We start from the raw sequence: 16252 nt of genomic DNA on the forward strand, positions 1-16252 counted from the left end.
CGTAGGTACATTGAGACCGCTGATTCCTTGAGCGAGTGGGGGCGGGGATGCGCGACACGGTCCTGGACGGCCGGTACACGCTCACGGAGCGGATCGGTGCCGGCGGCATGGGCGTGGTGTGGCGGGCCAGGGACGCGCGGCTCGAACGCCCGGTCGCCGTCAAGCTGTTGAGCCTGCCACCCGGCACGGCCGGCGCCGAGCGGGAGCGGCTGCTCGCCATGTTCGGGCGGGAGGCGCGGGCCGCCGCCGCACTGGACAGCTCGTACATCGTGCCGGTCTTCGACCACGGGGCGGACGGTGAAGTCCCCTACCTGGTCATGCCGTTGCTCTCGGGCCGGACCGTGGGCGAGCTGCTGGACGGAGGGCCGCTGCCCCCGGAGCGGGTCGCGGAACTCGCGGCACAGGTCTGCCGGGCCCTGGCGACCGCACACCGGGCCGGCATCGTGCACCGCGACATCAAACCGGCGAACGTGATGCTCACCGACGAGGGCACGGTCAAGGTGCTCGACTTCGGCATCGCCAAGTTCCTCGACGCGGCGACCGGCGGCCGGCTCACCGCGACCACCGACTCCCCCATCGGCACCCTCCCCTACATGGCTCCCGAGCGCTTCACGCGGGGCGCGGACGACGGCCGTACGGACGTGTACGCGCTGGGCTGCACGGTGTACGAGATGCTCACCGGCGCACCGCCCTTCGACTCGACGTCGGCGCCCGCACTGATGCACAGCCATGTGTACGAGACACCGGAGAAGCCGTCCGTACGGCGTCCGGGGCTCGCCCCCGAGTGGGACGAGCTGGTGGGGCGGATGCTGGCGAAGCCGGTCGACGAGCGGCCGACGGCGGAGGAGGCACGGGCGGTTTTCGAGAGACTGGCCCTGCCCGCGCCGCAGGTCCCTGCCTCCGCCGAACCGGCCCAACTACCGGACCGCACCCCGCCTTTGGGGCAGGACTCCGCCTCCACGGCACCCGGGAGCCCGGCCGACGTATCGCCCGAACCGGGGCCCTCCGCACCTGCCTCGGCCCGGCAGCGACTGGCGGCGGGCGCCACAACCACCAGCCCCGACCCCACCTCGTACCTGCTCGCGCCGCCGCACCCGAAGCAGCCGCCCGCTCTTCCGGCGGCTCGACTTCGCGGGCGGCGCGTCACATGGATCGCGGCCTCCGCGGTCGTCACCGCGCTCGTGGTCATCTTCTCGGTCGTCCAGCCCTTCGGCGGCGACGACGGCGACGAGGGGAGTGGGAAGAGCGGCCCCGGCGGGCAGAAGGCCGGTGCCGGCACTGTGGCCGCGGTGGCGAAGACCCAGACCCTCACGCTCGGCTCCGACGCCGACGCCAAGGGCCCCGCCCCGGCGGTGCGGGGCGCCACCAAGGGCGGCAAGGTCACGGTCCTCGAACCGGGGGGTATCACCACTCTCGACCCGGGCAACATGTGGTCCGGGGCCGACCGGTTGATCTCCCGCCTCGTCTACCGCAGCCTGACCACCCTCGAAACCCTGCCCAACGGTTCCGTCCAACTCGTCGGGGACCTCGCCGAGGACACCGGCCGGCCGTCGCTGGGGGGCCGCGACTGGACGTTCACCCTCAAACCGGGCCTCACCTACAACGACGGATCGCCCGTACGCGCCCAGGACTTCGCGTTCGCGGTCAAGCGCGCCCTCGACCCCGACAAGTTCCCGATGGGCGACCGCACCCTGCGCAGCTTCCTACTCGGTCCCGAGGACGCGGACGGTATCGGTGGCGAGCACGAGATGCCGCCGGGCGTCATCGAGACCCCGGACGACCGCACGATCGTCTTCCACCTCGACGGCGCCCACCCCGACTTCAACGTCGTCCTGGCCGGCCCGAACGGCGCACCCGTGCCGGAGCGGGTCTCCGACATCTCCGGCACCTCCACACTCCTGCCGTCGACGGGCCCGTACCAGGTCGACTCCTTCACCGGCGCCAAGAACCTCACGCTCACCCGCAACCCGAAGTGGCGCGCGAACTCGGACCCGGTGCGCACCGCGTATCCCGACCGCTACGAGATCACCGGTTCGCTGACCCTCGACGAGATCAAGTCCCGGATCCGCACGGCCGGTTCGAAGTCGGCCGTGATGACGTTCTCCGGCTCGCTGGACAAGGACGGGCTGGGCACGACGGACGGCGCCACCGGCAGCGGCACGGTCCGGGTGACGTCACCGGCCCCCTACGTACACGCGTACTCCATCGACACCAAACGCGTACCGAAGCTGAAGGTCCGTCAGGCCATCGCCACCGCGTATCCGGCAGCGGACGTCCTGGCCGCGAGCGGCGAGGACGGCGTGGCCACGCACCACCTCATGCCACCGGGCATCCCCGGTTCGCGCGACTTCGATCTGTACGGGGCCGGGGCGCACGGTGACCCCGCCAAGGCCCGCGCTCTGCTCACCGAGGCCGGCGAGACGGGCTTCCCGCTGACCCTCGCCTATGCGACGACAGCCGACGAGGCACGGGCGAAAGCGGTGAAGAAGGCCCTGGACAAGGCCGGTTTCCGGGTGGCGCTGAAGGACGTCGACGTCTCCGACATCTACGAGAACGTGGGCGACGGCGCGTACGACCTGGCCCGCCTGCCGATGAACATCAGCGGCCTCCCGTTGGCGTCGGCGTTCCTGCCGGACTCCTTCGACGGCCGCTACACCTACCCGACGACCTCCAACTTCTCCCGGCTCAACAGCACGGCGGTCAACGACGCGATCGACGTGGCCAATGGGACGGCCGACCTGGCGGCCGCGGGCGAGAAGTGGTCCACCGTCGACCGCCGGGTGATGGAGCAGGCGGCGGCCATTCCGGTGTACGTGCCTGTGCGCACGTTCCTCTACAGCTCCAAGCTGAAGGGGGTCCAGGTGGACCTGGACGGGCTGTCGCCGCTCAACGCGTATGTGACCGAGTGACGGCCGTCGCCGCATGTGTCTTCCGGTAGGCGGTCGGGGTCACTCCCACCTCTCGTCGGAAGATGTTGCGGAAATTCGCGGCCGTGCCGAACCCCGCCGCTCCGGCGATCCTCTCCACAGACCAGTCGGAGGATTCGAGGAGTCGGCGCGCGCCGAGGATCCTCTGCCGGGCGACCCAGTGCATGGGCGGCATACCTGTCTCGCGCACGAAGTGGCGAATGAAGGTTCTCCGCGAGAGCCGGCTGTGGTCCGCCATCCGCTGCACGGTGATCGCGGATCCAATGTTCTCGATCACCCATTCCCGGGTCGCCTGAAGGCCGGCGCGCGGAGGGGGCGAACCGTCCACGTACTGTGGCTCGTTCGCACTGCGGGCAGTGGAGAGGACGACGTCCTTCGCCACGTCCTCGGCGACTGTCGTTCCGAAATCGCTCTGGATGACGTGGAGACATGCGTCGATTCCCGATCCCGCACCCGCGGACGTGAGAACTGCCCCGTCCTCGACGAACAGCCGGTTCTCGGCGACCTCGACTCCGGGATACGTCGTCCGAAGTCGGTCGGTGTACTGCCAGTGCGTCGTCGCCGTCTTCCCATCAAGCATTCCAGTGGCCGCGAGCGCGAAAACACCCGTGCAGACGGCGACTGTCCGGGCGCCCCGCTCGCCCGCGAGCCGCACTGCCTTCAGATAGCCCTCCGGGATGGGGAGACTCGGGTTCTCATAGCCCGGGACCACGACGATATCGGCATACTCCACATCTGAGAGCGAGTGGGTCGGCCTGATGTCCGCGGCCACATCGATGCGCGATGGGCCGTCGCTCGAATCGTCGACCGCGTCGAGATTCCGGTCGCCGCACACGAAGACTTGATAACCCGGGTGCTGACCAAACACATGCGCCGGGATGCTGACGTCCAGTGAATACGCTCGCGGCATCGCAAGGATCGCGACAATGGTCCGGTCGTCTCCGGATCGCAACTGCGCCCCCTGATCTCCGTGCCCCCTACTGCCCACCCACCTCTCTCCAGGCTAGCTCACGGGCTCGGCATCGGGCCCGGCCTGCGGTTCCGGCACGATCCTTGCTGAAAGTGGCACGGCTGCTTCTGTTCCATCTCAACCTGGCCCCATACCGTTCTTGGGAACTCACTTTTCGCGATCGGAGCGATATGAGCAGGGCAGACGCAGATCAGGTCGAAAGCTTCGGAGTCCCCTGGGAAGAAAGCTACGGGTACGTTCAGGCGGTAAAGCGCGGCGATACCATTTACCTCTCCGGCCAGGTGGCACACGACGGGACGGAACTCGTCGCCCCCGCTCCGGTGAATGAGGACGGGCTGGTCACCGACTTTTCCAACATGGGTGAGCAGTTGCGCCAGTGCTATGCCAACGCGGCAGAATTGCTGAAGCGTTTCGACGCGTCGCTGGACGACGTCGTCGACGAAGTCCTCTACGTGGTCGATGCCGATGCGGGTGACGCTGCGGCGGGGCCGGTGCGCAAGGAAGCCTACGGACGGCCGGACCCCCAGGTGGCAAGCACCATGATCGGCACCCCCCGATTGGCCTTCCCCGAGCTACTGGTCGAGGTGAAGTTCGTGGCGCGAGTCTGACGGGCCGGTCGGGCCGTGACGCGTGCGCGGCGCCGGGCCTTCACAGGTGGGCGCCCGGGGGGTTCGGGCGGGCGAGGCCGAGGTCGTACGCCAGGATCGTGACCTGTACGCGGTCGCGCAGCCCGAGTTTGCGCAGCAGCGCGTTGACGTGGGACTTCACGGTGCCGACGGTGATGCCGAGTTCTTCGGCGATCTCCGAGTTGTTGAGCCCGGACGCGACCAGGGTGAGGACGTTTCGTTGGCTGCCGGTCAGGCTGTCCAGCTCGCGGGGGCCGGGGTCGGCACGGGTCCCGGTGCCCGCCCCGGACGCGTAGTGGCCGATGAGCCGCCGTGTCGCGGACGGGGCGAGCACGCTCTCGCCCGTGGCCACCACCCGGATGCCGTGCAGTAGTTCGGCGGGATGCACGTCCTTGAGCAGGAATCCGGAGGCACCCGCGCGCAGCGCGTCGAAGACGTACGCGTCGAGGTCGAAGGTGGTCAACACGAGGACGCGGGGCGCGTCCTGGCGGCCGGTGATGATCCGGGTGGCAGCGATGCCGTCCAGTTCGGGCATCCGGACGTCCATGACGACCACGTCGGGCGCCAGTTCTTCGGCGAGGCGTACCGCGGCGGCGCCGTCGGCGGCCTCGCCGACGACCGTCATGTCCTCCTCGGCGTCGATCATGGCGGCGAACCCCGCCCGTACGACGCCTTGGTCGTCGACGACCAGCACTCTGAGACTCATCGCTCCCCTTCTTCGTGGCTCTGCTCTTCGTGGCTCTGCTCCGGAACGAGTGGCAGCCGGAGGCGGAGCGTGTTCGGCGCATCGGTGGTCAGGGTGCCGCCGAGCGCCGCGACCCTCGCCACCAGCCGTTCCCGTACGGCGGGCCGGGCAGCGCGAGGTACCCCGGTGGCCGTGAGCGTCAACGTACCGTCGTCCGCGTCGAGTCCGAGCACCGCAGGCTCATCCCCGCCGGCGGCCAGCATGATCTCGGCGGCATGGTAGGCGGCCAGGTCCACCACGGTGGGCAATCGCTCCGGCACGCGATCGGTCAGCCGTATCTCGACGTCGCGGCCGGTGGCCCGGCTCTGGTGGGCGAGCAGGTCGAGGGCCTGAAGGGTTGGCTGCGGCCTTAGTTCGGGCTCCGCCTCACCTCCTCGGACCGTGTCGAGCAGGGCGCGCATCGCGGCCAGGGCCTCGCGGGCTCGTTCGGCGGTCGTGTCGAGGCGGCCCGCCTCCGCCTCCGCGACCATTCCGGCGGTGCGCGCCAGCACTGTGGTCTCCAGCCCGGCGGCGATCCGGCGGCGCTCGGCCCACGCGTCCCGGACGGCCTCCTCGGTCCAGGTGGCGAGGCGATCGTCCCGGGTGCCACGGGCGACCCGGTCGCGCCGCCCGCGCAGAGTTCCGGCCCGGCGGGCGGCGCCGACCACCAGGGATGCCCCGGACGTCGCCGAGGCGGCGACCGCCCAGGCGGGGATGGTCGTGCCCCGGTCCAGGACGGCGGCGGTCGCGGCCGCCGCGTGCACCACCACGGCCGCTACCGGGAGGGCCGACAGGGCCGTCAGGATTGCGCGCCGACGGATTTCGGCAGAGGACGAACCGGCAGCGGGGTGTGTCTCGTCCGAGGCAGCGGCAGCGGTACGGGCCCCGTCCGCGGCCAGCGCCGCGCAGGTGGCGAGCATGCTCAGCGCCGGTGGCAGGAGGACCGGACCGGTGTACTCGCCGGTGGCCATCGCCAGCGGCCAGAGCAGGGCCAGACCGAGCAGGACGCCCTGGGCGGCGCGGGGCGCCCGGCGCAGCCACAGCAGCGCGACCGCCTGTGCCGCGGCGAGCAACGCGAAGAGGACCCCCGCGGACACGTGCGAGCTGCTCGACGCGGTCTCCGTCCGGACGACCAGCACCGGGAGCAGCGGCTGCACGCACAGGCCGACGGCTGCCGTCACCTGCGCCAGGCGGTAGCTCCACGGAGCCGACCTCTCCACCGGGGCGGCGGTCCGGCCGGGCAGCACCGCGCGCACCTCCCAACCGCCGTCCGCCGTCGGACCGCTGGTCAGCGTGCCGCCCGCCTCCCGTGCCCGGGAACGCAGGAAGCCCTGGCCGCGTCCGCCGCCGAGGCCCGCACCGTGTGCCGCCGAACCGGCCGGCGGTGCCGCGCTCGTGACCACGACGTCCGTGCGCGTGTCGCCGTACCGGCACAGCACCCTCGTCTGCGCACCGGGAGCGTGCCGGGCCACGTTGGTCAGCGCCTCGCGCACGATGCCGTACGCCGCGTCCGCCACGGCGCCGTCCGGCAGAGGGTCGATCTCGCAGTCGACCTCCTGGTCCAGCCGGCGGAACCCCGCGACCAGGCCCCGCAGCCGTTCCTCCGGCGACGGCAGGTCCTCCCGCGAGGGCGCCGGCGCCCGCACCGCGCCGAGTGCCCGGGTGACCTCGCGGCCGGTCTCGGCCGCGAACTCCAGTGCCTCGTCGGCCATTTCGGGGCGACGGTCCCGCAGCCCGAGCGCCGCCCCCGCCGTGACCACCACGGCCGTCAGATGGTGGGCGCTGACGTCGTGCAACTCCCTTTCCATACGGCGCCGTTCGACCGCCGGAAGGCGGTGCCGCTCTGTCTCGGCTCGACTCAGCAGTTGTTCGGCCGTTCGCCGGGCGCGACGGGCCCTGCGTACGAGGAGGCCCGCGCCGCACGCGACGGCGTACAGCAGAGCCGTCAGGACGAGGTCGAGTCCGTTCCGGTCGCTGAGGCCGTGCAGGGTGAGGCCGTACAGCAGTTGCCAGACGGCGAGCGTCACCACGCACAACACGGTGGTGAAGGTGTCTCGTTCGGTCGCCACGGTGAACAGGGCCAGCGCGACACCCGCGGTTCCGAACAGCGCCGTCGCCCCGGTGGGCAGCGGACCGGCGCCCACCGCACAGGCGGCGGCGACCACAAGGAGGGTGACGACCGGGCCGGTACGGCGGAGAGCGAGGGCGGCCGTCACCAGTCCGGCGACCAGGGCCGCCAGGAGAAGGGAGGACGAGGGCGGGACGGCTCCGCGCACCAGTGCCGCCCCGGGCCACACCACGGCCTGGGCGCAGAGCAGCAGGACCGGGAGCAGCCGGTCGTCGGTGTCGATGTCGATGTCGGTTCGGTTCATGGCGGATCAAGGCTATGGCCGCAGGTGAGCGGCCCGGCTCCGGCTGAAGTCGGATTTCGTTCTCTTACCTGGGTTGCAGATGCGGTGGCGCCGGGATGACGGACGGCCGGTGGACTGCCCGGGAGCGTTCCTCTATCTCCGGTTCGAGACGGCAATCATCCCTCAGCGCGAGGACCGCGCATTGTCTCGCGCCATAAGCTCGATCCCATCGAGAAGGCGATCGACCAGCGGTTCGCCTACTTTCCTCGAATCGCCATTATGTGCACGCTTTCCGTGTCTTTCCGCAGGTGAAAACATCTGCTCCGAAACGAATTCAGGGGGATCTCCCATGTCCAAGCGCATTCTCGTGTCGTCGCTCATCGGTGTTTTCGTCGTTGGCGGAATTACCGCCGGTGGCTTTGCCGTGGCCTCGGCCTCCGCCGCCACCGAGCCGACCCTCAAGAACGGCTCGGCCCGCTACGTGGCCCCGTCCGACAGCGGCGCGGGCAAACTCACCTTCACCGCGGACGTGAGTGACGACTCGGGCATCCGAAGCCTCAAGGTCCTTGCGTGGCCCGCGAGTTCGAAGCTCGACCCGACCGAGGCGGAGCTCCGGTCCGTGGACAGCGCCACGTGCAGGAGCACGACGGACGAGACGTCCCGCTGCACCTACACGCTGCGGGTCACGAAGGAGGAGGCGGCCGAGCTGGCCCAGGGCACCTGGTACGTCTCGGCGCTCGCGGCGGCGAAGGACGGGGACACGACGTTCGTGTCCCGCGGCCGCGTCCTTCGACGTCACGCGCTGACCCACCACCGCGGCCGGGGCGCCTCGGGGCGCCCGGCCGTTCGGGTCGGTGACCGAGGGCGAGCCGCAGGTCGCCTTGTGCGGTCATCAGGCCGTTGTCGGTTGTCGGGTCGGACCCTGGTGCTTTCGTGACTCCTCCCCCGGCTGGAGCCGGGGGCTTCTCGTTACGCCGGGTTGGCGTTGCGACGGACCAGCCCGGCCCGTAATACGTTGGTGGCTCCCACTGTGTCGGCGTGTGCGGTGTGGCCGCAGGCTAGGCAGTGGAACTCTTCCTGGGTGGGCCGGTTCTCCTTGACGGTGTGCCCGCATTCGGGGCACTGGCGGGAGGTGTTGCGGGGGTTAACGGCGATCACTTCCCGTCCGGCGCTTTCAGCCTTGGCGTGCAGGATCGTCAGGAACACCCCCCAACCGGCATCAGCGATCGAACGGTTCAGTCCGGCCTTCGCCGATGACCCGTTGGGCAGGAAGATTCCCGGCTGGTCGGGGTCGGGTTTCGGCGCGGGGGCCTTGCTCATGTTGCGGATCGTGAGGTCTTCGTGCGCGATGACGTCGTGCGCACGAACCAGGCCGAGAGCGGTCTTGTGCGCGTGGTCGAGCCGCTGACGCCGTACCTTGCCGTGCAGGCGGGCGACCCGGTCCACGGCCCGCTGGTGGTTGGCGGTACGGTCCTTGGCCTTACAACGCGGGAACCGGGACAGAGCCTGCTGCGCGGCTTCGAGCTTTGCGGCAGCCCTACGGCCGTGTCTCGGGTTGGGGACGAACCCGCCGCCTGAGTCGGCGAGGAAGTTCGCGATGCCCAGGTCGATGCCGACCACGCTGCCGGTCACCGGCAGCGGCTCCGGCTGGTCCTGTTCGGCGGTCAGCACGACGAACCACCGACGGCCCTCACGCTTCACGGACACCGTCTTGACCCGGCCTGCCACGGCACGGTGCTGGTTGACCTTCACATGCCCGACGCCCTGGAAGCGGACGCGGGTGGCCGGGTCGTGCGGGGTGGAATCCCAGCGGCAGCCATCGCCGTCCTTGGGGAAGTCCACCGTGTCGAACCAGCTCACCCCGCGAAAGCGCGGGTAACCGGACGTCTCACCGGACTTGACACGACGGAAAAACGCGGCGAACGCCTTGTCCAGGCGGCGCAGGGTGGCCTGCTGCGAGGAGAACGACCAGCGCCCCTGGCGCTCCGGGTCGAACGCCCGGATGTCCTTGAGCTGCGCCGACTGGCCGCCGTACTTGACGCTGGTCTTCGAGACATGCCGGTAGGCGTCACGCCGTTCCTGCAACGCCCCGTTGTAGAGGGAGCAGTGATCCCGCAGCATCTCGGCCAGCGCCTGGGCCTGCCGGACGGTGGGCCGCAGCAGGAACTTGTACGCGCGGATCACCCAGCCCACCCCCCTCCGGTCGAGTTCACGCTTGGTGTTTGTCACAAAGTACCCGGCGGGAGGTCTTCGATAACGACATGCTGATGAGCTGCGAGGAGATCATGCGGGATGTGTGCCAGTCCTTCAACGCCGAGCTGCGGGAGTTCAACGGCGAAGGCGATCACGTCCACCTGCTCGTCCACTACCCACCGAAAATCGCCCTGTCCAAACTCGTCAACAGCCTCAAGAGCGTCAGCTCCCGATACCGGCGCGCGGAGTACACCGGCCGGATCAACCAGATCGGCACGGGAGCCGTCTTCTGGTCCCCGTCGTATTCCGCAGGATCCTGCGGAGGCCCACCACGGAGCATCGTCAAGGACTACATCGACAACCAGAAACGGCCGGCCTGACCGACACGCCGCAGACGCAGAGAACTCCGGCACTTCGCTCCTCTGGGCCGAAGATCGCATTCCCGCCAGGCTTGAAGGCCGGGATTCCCTGCGAAGATCAAAGGACGGGAACCATGACCAGCAGAAGTGTCGTCGTCGAGCGGCGCATCGCCGCGGCCCAGGGACCGGTGTGGGAGGCCATCACCGACCTGGCCGGCATGCAGCACGTCCTCAGCAGCGTCTCGAAGGTCGAGGTCCTCACGGAGGGCGCCTTCGGCGTCGGTACGCGGTGGCGGGAGACGCGGCGCATGTTCGGCAAGGACGCCACCGAGGAGATGTGGGTGACGGCCAGCGAGCCACCCGAGCGGTATGTGGTGGAGGCCGAGTCCCACGGCTCGCACTACATCTCGGAGTGGGTGCTGCGAGCCGACGGCCCGGTGACGACGACGGCCCGCATGACGTTCTCGGCCGTGGCGACCGGTGGGGTCGCGGGCCTGCTGGCCAAGATCATGGGCGGCCTGGGCGCGCGGGCGGTCAGCAAGGCCATCGCCAAGGACCTCGACGACATCGCCGCAGCACTGGAGGGCCGCAGCGGCTGATCCACACACGGCCCTCCGCCCTTCACCTATCCCTTCACCGCTCCGGCGGTGAGCCCCTGGACGATGTGGCGGCTGGCGAAGGCGAACAGCAGCATCGTCGGCAGGATGGTGAGCACCGCTGCCGCGGACATGGATCCCCAGTCGATGTTGAAGCTGGAGATGAAGCCGTTCAGGGCCGTGGGGACGGTCTTGTTGCTGTCGCTGTTCATCAGCGTCACCGACAGGAACAGCTCGTTCCAGCAGTTGACGAAGTTGAAGATGAACGCGGCCACGATCCCGGGACGCATCACCGGCAGCAGCACCCGGAACAGTGCTCCGAACCGGGACAGGCCGTCGATCATGGCGGCCTCCTCGAGCGCGTCCGGGATGTTCTCGAAGAAGCCGCGGAGCATCACCGTGCAGAAGGGGATGCACACGGCGACGTACACGAGGATGAGTCCGAGCCTGTTGTCGACCAGGTTGAGGTCGGTCATGAGCAGGTACAGCGGCCCCAGCGCGATGAAGGTCGGGATCATCTGGGTGACCAGCGCGGCCATCAGCAGGGCGGACTTGGTGCGGAACTCGAAGCGGGCCAGCACGTAGGCCGACAGCATCGAGATCGCGGTGGCCACCGCGCCCGCCACGAACGCGACGATGAGGCTGTTGGTGAGGTAGACGCCGAAGTCGGCCTTGCCGAAGAGCCCGCTGTAGTTCTCCAGCGAGAAGTGCTCGGGCCAGTACGCGATCGGGAAGGCGAAGATGTCGCCGGGCGCCTTCAGGGACGTGATGGTGATCCAGTAGAGCGGGAAGACCGTGAAGACCAGCCACAGTCCCAGGAAGGTGAACTTGGTGGCCCGGCCCGCCGTGGACTCCTTGCCGATCACGACTTCACCTCTCGCTTCTCACGCGTGGCCAGGAGGAAGAAGACCGCGAACACCAGCAGCGTGGCGACGACGATGAGCCCGAGCGCGGAGGCCCTGCCGTAGTCGCCCTGCTGAGTGATCTTGATCATCCAGGTGGTCACGATGTGCGTCTCGTTGTTCGGCCCGCCGCCGGTCATCCCGAAGATCAGGTCGGGGAAGTTGAAGATCCAGATGACGCGCAGCAGGACAGTCAGCGCGAGCGTGACCCGGATGTACGGAATGGTGATCTGGAAGAGGGTGCGCACCTTCCCCGCACCGTCGAGCGCCGCCGCCTCGTACAGCTCCTCGGGGATGGACTGCAGCGCGGCCAGGATCATGATGGTGAAGAAGGTGACGCCGTACCAGATGTTGGCGACCACGACGGCGAACATGGCCGTCTTCGGGTCGGCCAGCCAGGCGACCGGCTCGTCGATCAGGCCAACCTTCTGCAGCAGGTCGTTGACGACGCCGAACTCGCTGTTGAACATCCAGCGGAAGAGGATGCCGATGAGGAAGCCGGAGATCGCCCAAGGGAAGAAGATGAGCGCCTGGTAGAGGCCCCGGAAGCGGAACTTCTTGCGCAGCCACAGCGCCAGGGCGAACCCGATCACCAGTTGGGGCACGATCGAACCGAACACCCAGATCCCGGTGTTGCCCAGCACGGTGCCCCACGCGGGGTCGGCGAAGACGTCGCGAAAGTTCTTCAGGCCCACCCAGGAGGTGTCGGTCAGGTCCGTCAGCTTCCACTTGCGGAAGGCCATCTGGCTGCCGGCGATCATCGGGTAGTACGTGAAGACCGCCACGAAGACCGCGGCCGGGGCCATGAAGGCGGCGATCAGGAAGCCGCGCCGGGCGGTGAACTCCGGCTTGCGGCGGCCTCGTTGCACGCCGCGGCCGGGCGGGGTGCCCCCTGTTCCGGAGGGCCCCGCCGACGCCGCTTTCGTCGTTTCCGTCGTGTCGGACGCGGTGGGCATGGCTAGTTCTCCTGCTGCCGCTTCTCGGTCCAGTACGCGTCCCAGCCGTCCAGCAGCTTCTCGGGAGTCGTCTTGCCCAGCACCATCTTCTGGATGTCCGCGTCGGCCTTCTGCTGCCACTCCGCCCACCAGGCGACGCCACGCGGCTGGCTGACGTTGAGGTAGGTGTCCGGGTTCTCCGTCATGGTCACGTAGCTGGACCAGGGGCCGGTCTTGTAGAAGGGGTCCTCGGTCGCCGACTTGAGGATCGGCACCAGGCTGTTCTTCTTGGTGAAGGCCGTCGACGCCTTGCCCTCGGAGAGGAACTCGACCAGCTTGACGGCCTCTGCCTTGTGCTTGCTGCCGTCCGCGATGCCCCAGCCGGCGGTGGCGAGTGGCTGTACGGTCTTGCCGCTGGGCCCCGCCACCAGCGGAGCGGTGTCCCACTGGTTCTTCGCGATCGACTTGGACTCCGAGACGGTGGCGATCACTTCCGGGTCCTGCAGCAGGAAGGCCGTGGAGCCGTTGGAGAAGCCCTCGACCATCTCCGGATAGCCCCAGGAGACGGACGACTTGGGGGACGCCTCCTTGAACAGCTTGAGGTAGGTCTTCATCGCGTCGACGGCCTCGGGGGCGGCGAAGATCGTGCTGCCGTCCTTCACCTTGAAGCCGTCGGCGGGGTCGATCTTGTCGGCGACGTACGCCTCGATGACGGCGGTGGCGTTGCCGTTGGCGTTGGCCCCGCCGCGGAAGGCGTACCCGTACCGGCGCTTGGCCGGATCGTGGATGGCGGAGGCCTGTTCGAGCAGTTCGTCCCAGGTGGCCGGGGGCTTGTCGAAGCCGGCCTCCTTGATCAGGTCGGTGCGGTAGAAGACGCTCAGGCCGTAGAAGCCGTACGGCACGAAGTACGTCTTGCCTGCGGCGGTCTCGGAGGCCTTGACCGCGTTCTCCGTCATCGCCTCCCAGCCCTTCCAGGGTTTGAGGTCCTTCTTCATGTCGTAGAGCCAGCCGTTGTTCGACCACGGGCCCACCGTGGTGTCCCGTACTTCGAGGGTGTCCACGCCGCTGCCGGACTGGAGCATCTGCTGGATCTTCTGGTCCGCCTGCTCGGTGGGCGGCGAGATCAGATTGACCTTGATCTTGGAGTTCTGCTTCTCGAAGTCCGCTATCAGGCCCTTCAGCAGGTCCGTGCGGGCGGGGTTCGTCAGGCTCTCGACCATGTTGAGAGTGACTGTTCCGTCGGCTTCTCCGCCACTCATGGCGGAACAGCCGGTCAGGACCATGGTGGCGGCTGTGCCGAGGGCGAGAGCTGCCGTCCTTCTACTCATCGTGCCGACCTCTTCCTTGGATACGGGCGCGCTGGCTGCGGCTTCGGGGGCGGGGGGCCTGGTGTCGGGGGCCGTGGTGTGGGGGCCGTGGTGTGGGGGCCTTGCTGTCGGGGAATCGCGGTGTCGCGCCGTCGACGCGCCGGGCTGTCAGTGGGCCGCGTGGGCCCATTCGCCGATGACGGGGACGCAGTCCTCGGCGAAGTACTCGTAGTCGACGGCGGTGTTGTAGACGTGTGCGGACAGCCGCATGTAGCCGATGCCGTCGAAGCTGGTGAAGGCCGCCTCCACGCCCAGTTCCCGGGCGGCCCGGTCGCGCAGTGCGTCCGCCTCGATCCGGCTGCCGGCCAGCCCCTCGGGCAGCCGGACGAGCCGCATCCCGGGAACGGGCATGCCCACGTCGACGATGCCGGGGACGGCGCCCAGTTCGGCGAAGGCGGCTCCGACGAGGCGCTCGGCGTAGCCGGCCAGGTCGTCCATGTACCGGCGGGCGGTGTCCCAGCCCCAGGTGCGGTCGACGAAGTCCAGTGCCGTCGACGCGGCGAGGTAGCCGGTGACGTCCACCGTGCCCTGCTGGTCGAAGCGGTCGGGATAGGGGTCGGGGGCGCCCCACGAGTCGATCAGCGGATAGAGGTCCTCGCGCTGCGCGCCGCGTGCGACCAGCGCTGCGGTGCCGCGCGGCGCGCAGCCCCACTTGTGCAGGTTGCCGACCCAGAAGTCGCACGTCAGGCCGTCGAGCGGAGCCTCGATCAGGCCGGGAGCGTGCGCGCCGTCCACGAGCAGGGGGACCCCGAGCCGCGCGGCCCCGGCGCCGATCCGCTCGACCGGCATCCGGCGGGCGGTCGCCGAGGTGATCTGGTCGACGACGATCAGGTCCGTGGCGTCGTCGGTCCCCGCCATCACGGCCTCGTACGCCTGCTCCTCGTCCGCGTCCAGCGGCACGCGGGCGGTGCGGACCTCGCCGCCCCAGCGCCGGGCCAGCCGTTCGGCGCCCATGGTCACGGCTCCGTAGCCGTGGTCGGTGACGACGATCGCGCCGCCGCGGCGACGCGGCAGAGCGTTGAGTACGACGCTGATTCCGGCGCTCGCGTTGGGCACCAGGGCGAGGTCGTCGGGGGTGGCCCGCAGGAAGGCCGCGAGATCGACCCGGGCGTCGGCGATCTTCTGCGGCAGCGCGGGGAACCACACCACCGGGGAACTGTCCATCTCGGCCCTCAGTTCGTTCTGCCGCTCCTGCGCCACCAGCGGGACCGCCCCGAACGAGCCGTGGTTCAGGTGCTTCATGACGGGGTCCAGCGACCACGCCCGGGCGGCGGGCCGGCCGTCCGCCAGCAGCAGGGGACGCGGGGCGGTGGTGACCTCGGTCTCGCTCACATCACTCCACATCTACCGAACCCGAGTGCCACCAGACATCAGAGGATGACGGCGACACGTATGATGACTCGGCATCCTGGCAGGCGTTTTCCGGCCTCGCAAGGGTCATGCAGCGAAAGTCATCAGATGACTCCCGGCCGATACATCCGAGACATCAGATGACTGACTACAGTGCCCGAGGGTCTCGGTGGTGCCGCCGGCCCGTCAGGGGAGGAATCGGATGTCCGCAGTCGACAAGGCGTTCCACGGTCTGCGTCACATGATCGCGACGGGGCGCCTGGGCCCGGGAGACCGCATCCCGCCCGAGGCCGAGCTCGGCGAGGAACTGGGCGTCTCGCGGGGTCCGTTGCGCGAGGCCGTACGGATGCTGGCGGCGCTCGGTGTGGTGGAGCCGCGGCACGGGTCGGGCACCTACGTCTCCCAGCTCCGGCCCGAGGACGTCATCGGAAGTCTGTCGCTGACCCTCGAACTCCTGCCGCTGTCGGGCCTGTTGGAGGTCTACGAGATCCGTCGGGTGCTGGAGGCGCACGTGGCCGCCAAGGCCGCCGCGCGCCGGACCCCCGAGACGGTGAAGACGCTCTACTCGCTCATCGAGTCCATGGAGGCCACGGAAGACCCCACCGAGGCCTCGGAGCTCGACCACCGTTTCCACGCCGAAGTGGCACGGGCCGCCGAGAACCCCACGCTCGCCTCCCTGCTCGCGGTCTTCCGCGCCCGCTCCCGCAAGTACCAGGTCTTCACCCTCCCCGAGGGCCCGGAGATGCGGCGCAAGAGCGACGCGGACCACCGGGTCCTGGCCACTGCCATCGCCGACCGCGACCCGGGCGCCGCCGCCGGCGCGGCCGAGGCGCACGTCGCCCAGACGGAGCGGTGGCTGCGGGCCTTCATGCCACCGGTGGAGGAGACCGACGGCGGACCGGAGGACTCCCCGAGCTGACGGCTGTCCGTTCTCGGAGCACGGTCAGTCGCG

The 16252-nt window shown here is 69.4% G+C and carries 13 protein-coding genes and 1 pseudogene; 6 read left to right on the top strand and 8 right to left on the bottom strand.

Annotated features, from left to right (window positions below):
* The first annotated feature begins 47 nt into the window (after positions 1 to 47).
* Complete coding sequence (locus QF035_RS05065) at positions 48 to 2909, top strand: ABC transporter substrate-binding protein (protein ID WP_307518469.1); 2862 nt, start codon at positions 48 to 50, stop codon at positions 2907 to 2909.
* Here QF035_RS05065 and QF035_RS05070 read toward each other — a convergent pair.
* Entirely contained in the window at positions 2887 to 3915 is a 1029-nt protein-coding gene (locus tag QF035_RS05070; protein WP_307518471.1) for a GlxA family transcriptional regulator, read from the bottom strand. The two genes, QF035_RS05065 and QF035_RS05070, sit on opposite strands and share 23 nt — an antisense overlap.
* A gap of 74 nt (positions 3916 to 3989) precedes the next feature.
* Between QF035_RS05070 and QF035_RS05075 the strand changes: the two genes are divergently transcribed.
* Positions 3990 to 4505, top strand: coding sequence for a Rid family hydrolase (locus QF035_RS05075; protein ID WP_307518472.1), 516 nt, complete (start codon positions 3990 to 3992; stop codon positions 4503 to 4505).
* Positions 4506 to 4545: 40 nt separating this feature from the next.
* Here QF035_RS05075 and QF035_RS05080 read toward each other — a convergent pair whose 3' ends face one another.
* Both QF035_RS05080 and QF035_RS05085 read right to left on the bottom strand, forming a co-directional pair.
* Positions 4546 to 5229, bottom strand: coding sequence for a response regulator (locus QF035_RS05080; protein ID WP_307518474.1), 684 nt, complete (start codon positions 5227 to 5229; stop codon positions 4546 to 4548).
* On the bottom strand, positions 5226 to 7619 hold the full coding sequence (locus QF035_RS05085) for a sensor histidine kinase (RefSeq protein WP_307518476.1): 2394 nt from the start codon (positions 7617 to 7619) through the stop codon (positions 5226 to 5228). The genes QF035_RS05080 and QF035_RS05085 overlap by 4 nt, the downstream gene beginning before the upstream one ends.
* Positions 7620 to 7947: 328 nt before the next feature.
* Here QF035_RS05085 and QF035_RS05090 point away from each other — a divergent pair, with 328 nt between their 5' ends.
* Entirely contained in the window at positions 7948 to 8535 is a 588-nt protein-coding gene (locus tag QF035_RS05090; protein ID WP_307518478.1) for a DUF5707 domain-containing protein, read from the top strand.
* A 32-nt stretch (positions 8536 to 8567) separates the two neighbouring features.
* Here the strand turns inward: QF035_RS05090 and QF035_RS05095 are convergent, their stop codons facing one another.
* Positions 8568 to 9782: an RNA-guided endonuclease InsQ/TnpB family protein gene (locus QF035_RS05095; protein WP_307518480.1), complete on the bottom strand. Its 1215-nt coding sequence runs from the start codon at positions 9780 to 9782 to the stop codon at positions 8568 to 8570.
* Between QF035_RS05095 and tnpA the strand changes: the two are divergent.
* Positions 9766 to 10171: pseudogene (gene tnpA / locus QF035_RS05100) on the top strand (IS200/IS605 family transposase). The gene QF035_RS05095 and the pseudogene tnpA sit on opposite strands and share 17 nt — an antisense overlap.
* Positions 10172 to 10284: 113 nt before the next feature.
* Positions 10285 to 10749, top strand: a complete 465-nt coding sequence (locus QF035_RS05105; RefSeq protein WP_307518482.1) for an SRPBCC family protein — start codon at positions 10285 to 10287, stop codon at positions 10747 to 10749.
* 26 nt (positions 10750 to 10775) lie between these two features.
* Here QF035_RS05105 and QF035_RS05110 read toward each other — a convergent pair whose 3' ends face one another.
* The 4 genes from QF035_RS05110 to QF035_RS05125 all read right to left on the bottom strand — a co-directional run bounded on the left by QF035_RS05110 (position 10776) and on the right by QF035_RS05125 (position 15282).
* On the bottom strand, positions 10776 to 11612 hold the full coding sequence (locus QF035_RS05110; protein WP_307518484.1) for a carbohydrate ABC transporter permease: 837 nt from the start codon (positions 11610 to 11612) through the stop codon (positions 10776 to 10778).
* Positions 11609 to 12604: a carbohydrate ABC transporter permease gene (locus tag QF035_RS05115; RefSeq protein ID WP_307518486.1), complete on the bottom strand. Its 996-nt coding sequence runs from the start codon at positions 12602 to 12604 to the stop codon at positions 11609 to 11611. Before QF035_RS05115 ends, QF035_RS05110 begins: the two co-directional genes overlap by 4 nt.
* A 2-nt stretch (positions 12605 to 12606) precedes the next feature.
* Positions 12607 to 13911, bottom strand: coding sequence for an ABC transporter substrate-binding protein (locus QF035_RS05120; RefSeq protein ID WP_307518488.1), 1305 nt, complete (start codon positions 13909 to 13911; stop codon positions 12607 to 12609).
* Positions 13912 to 14058: 147 nt separating this feature from the next.
* On the bottom strand, positions 14059 to 15282 hold the full coding sequence (locus QF035_RS05125) for an aminotransferase class V-fold PLP-dependent enzyme (protein WP_307518490.1): 1224 nt from the start codon (positions 15280 to 15282) through the stop codon (positions 14059 to 14061).
* 220 nt (positions 15283 to 15502) lie between these two features.
* Between QF035_RS05125 and QF035_RS05130 the strand changes: the two genes are divergently transcribed.
* On the top strand, positions 15503 to 16219 hold the full coding sequence (locus QF035_RS05130; RefSeq protein WP_307518492.1) for a FadR/GntR family transcriptional regulator: 717 nt from the start codon (positions 15503 to 15505) through the stop codon (positions 16217 to 16219).
* The last annotated feature ends 33 nt before the right edge of the window (positions 16220 to 16252 follow it).

The sequence above is a fragment of the Streptomyces umbrinus genome, assembly GCF_030817415.1.
In the GTDB taxonomy this organism is placed as follows: Bacteria; Actinomycetota; Actinomycetes; order Streptomycetales; family Streptomycetaceae; genus Streptomyces; species Streptomyces umbrinus_A.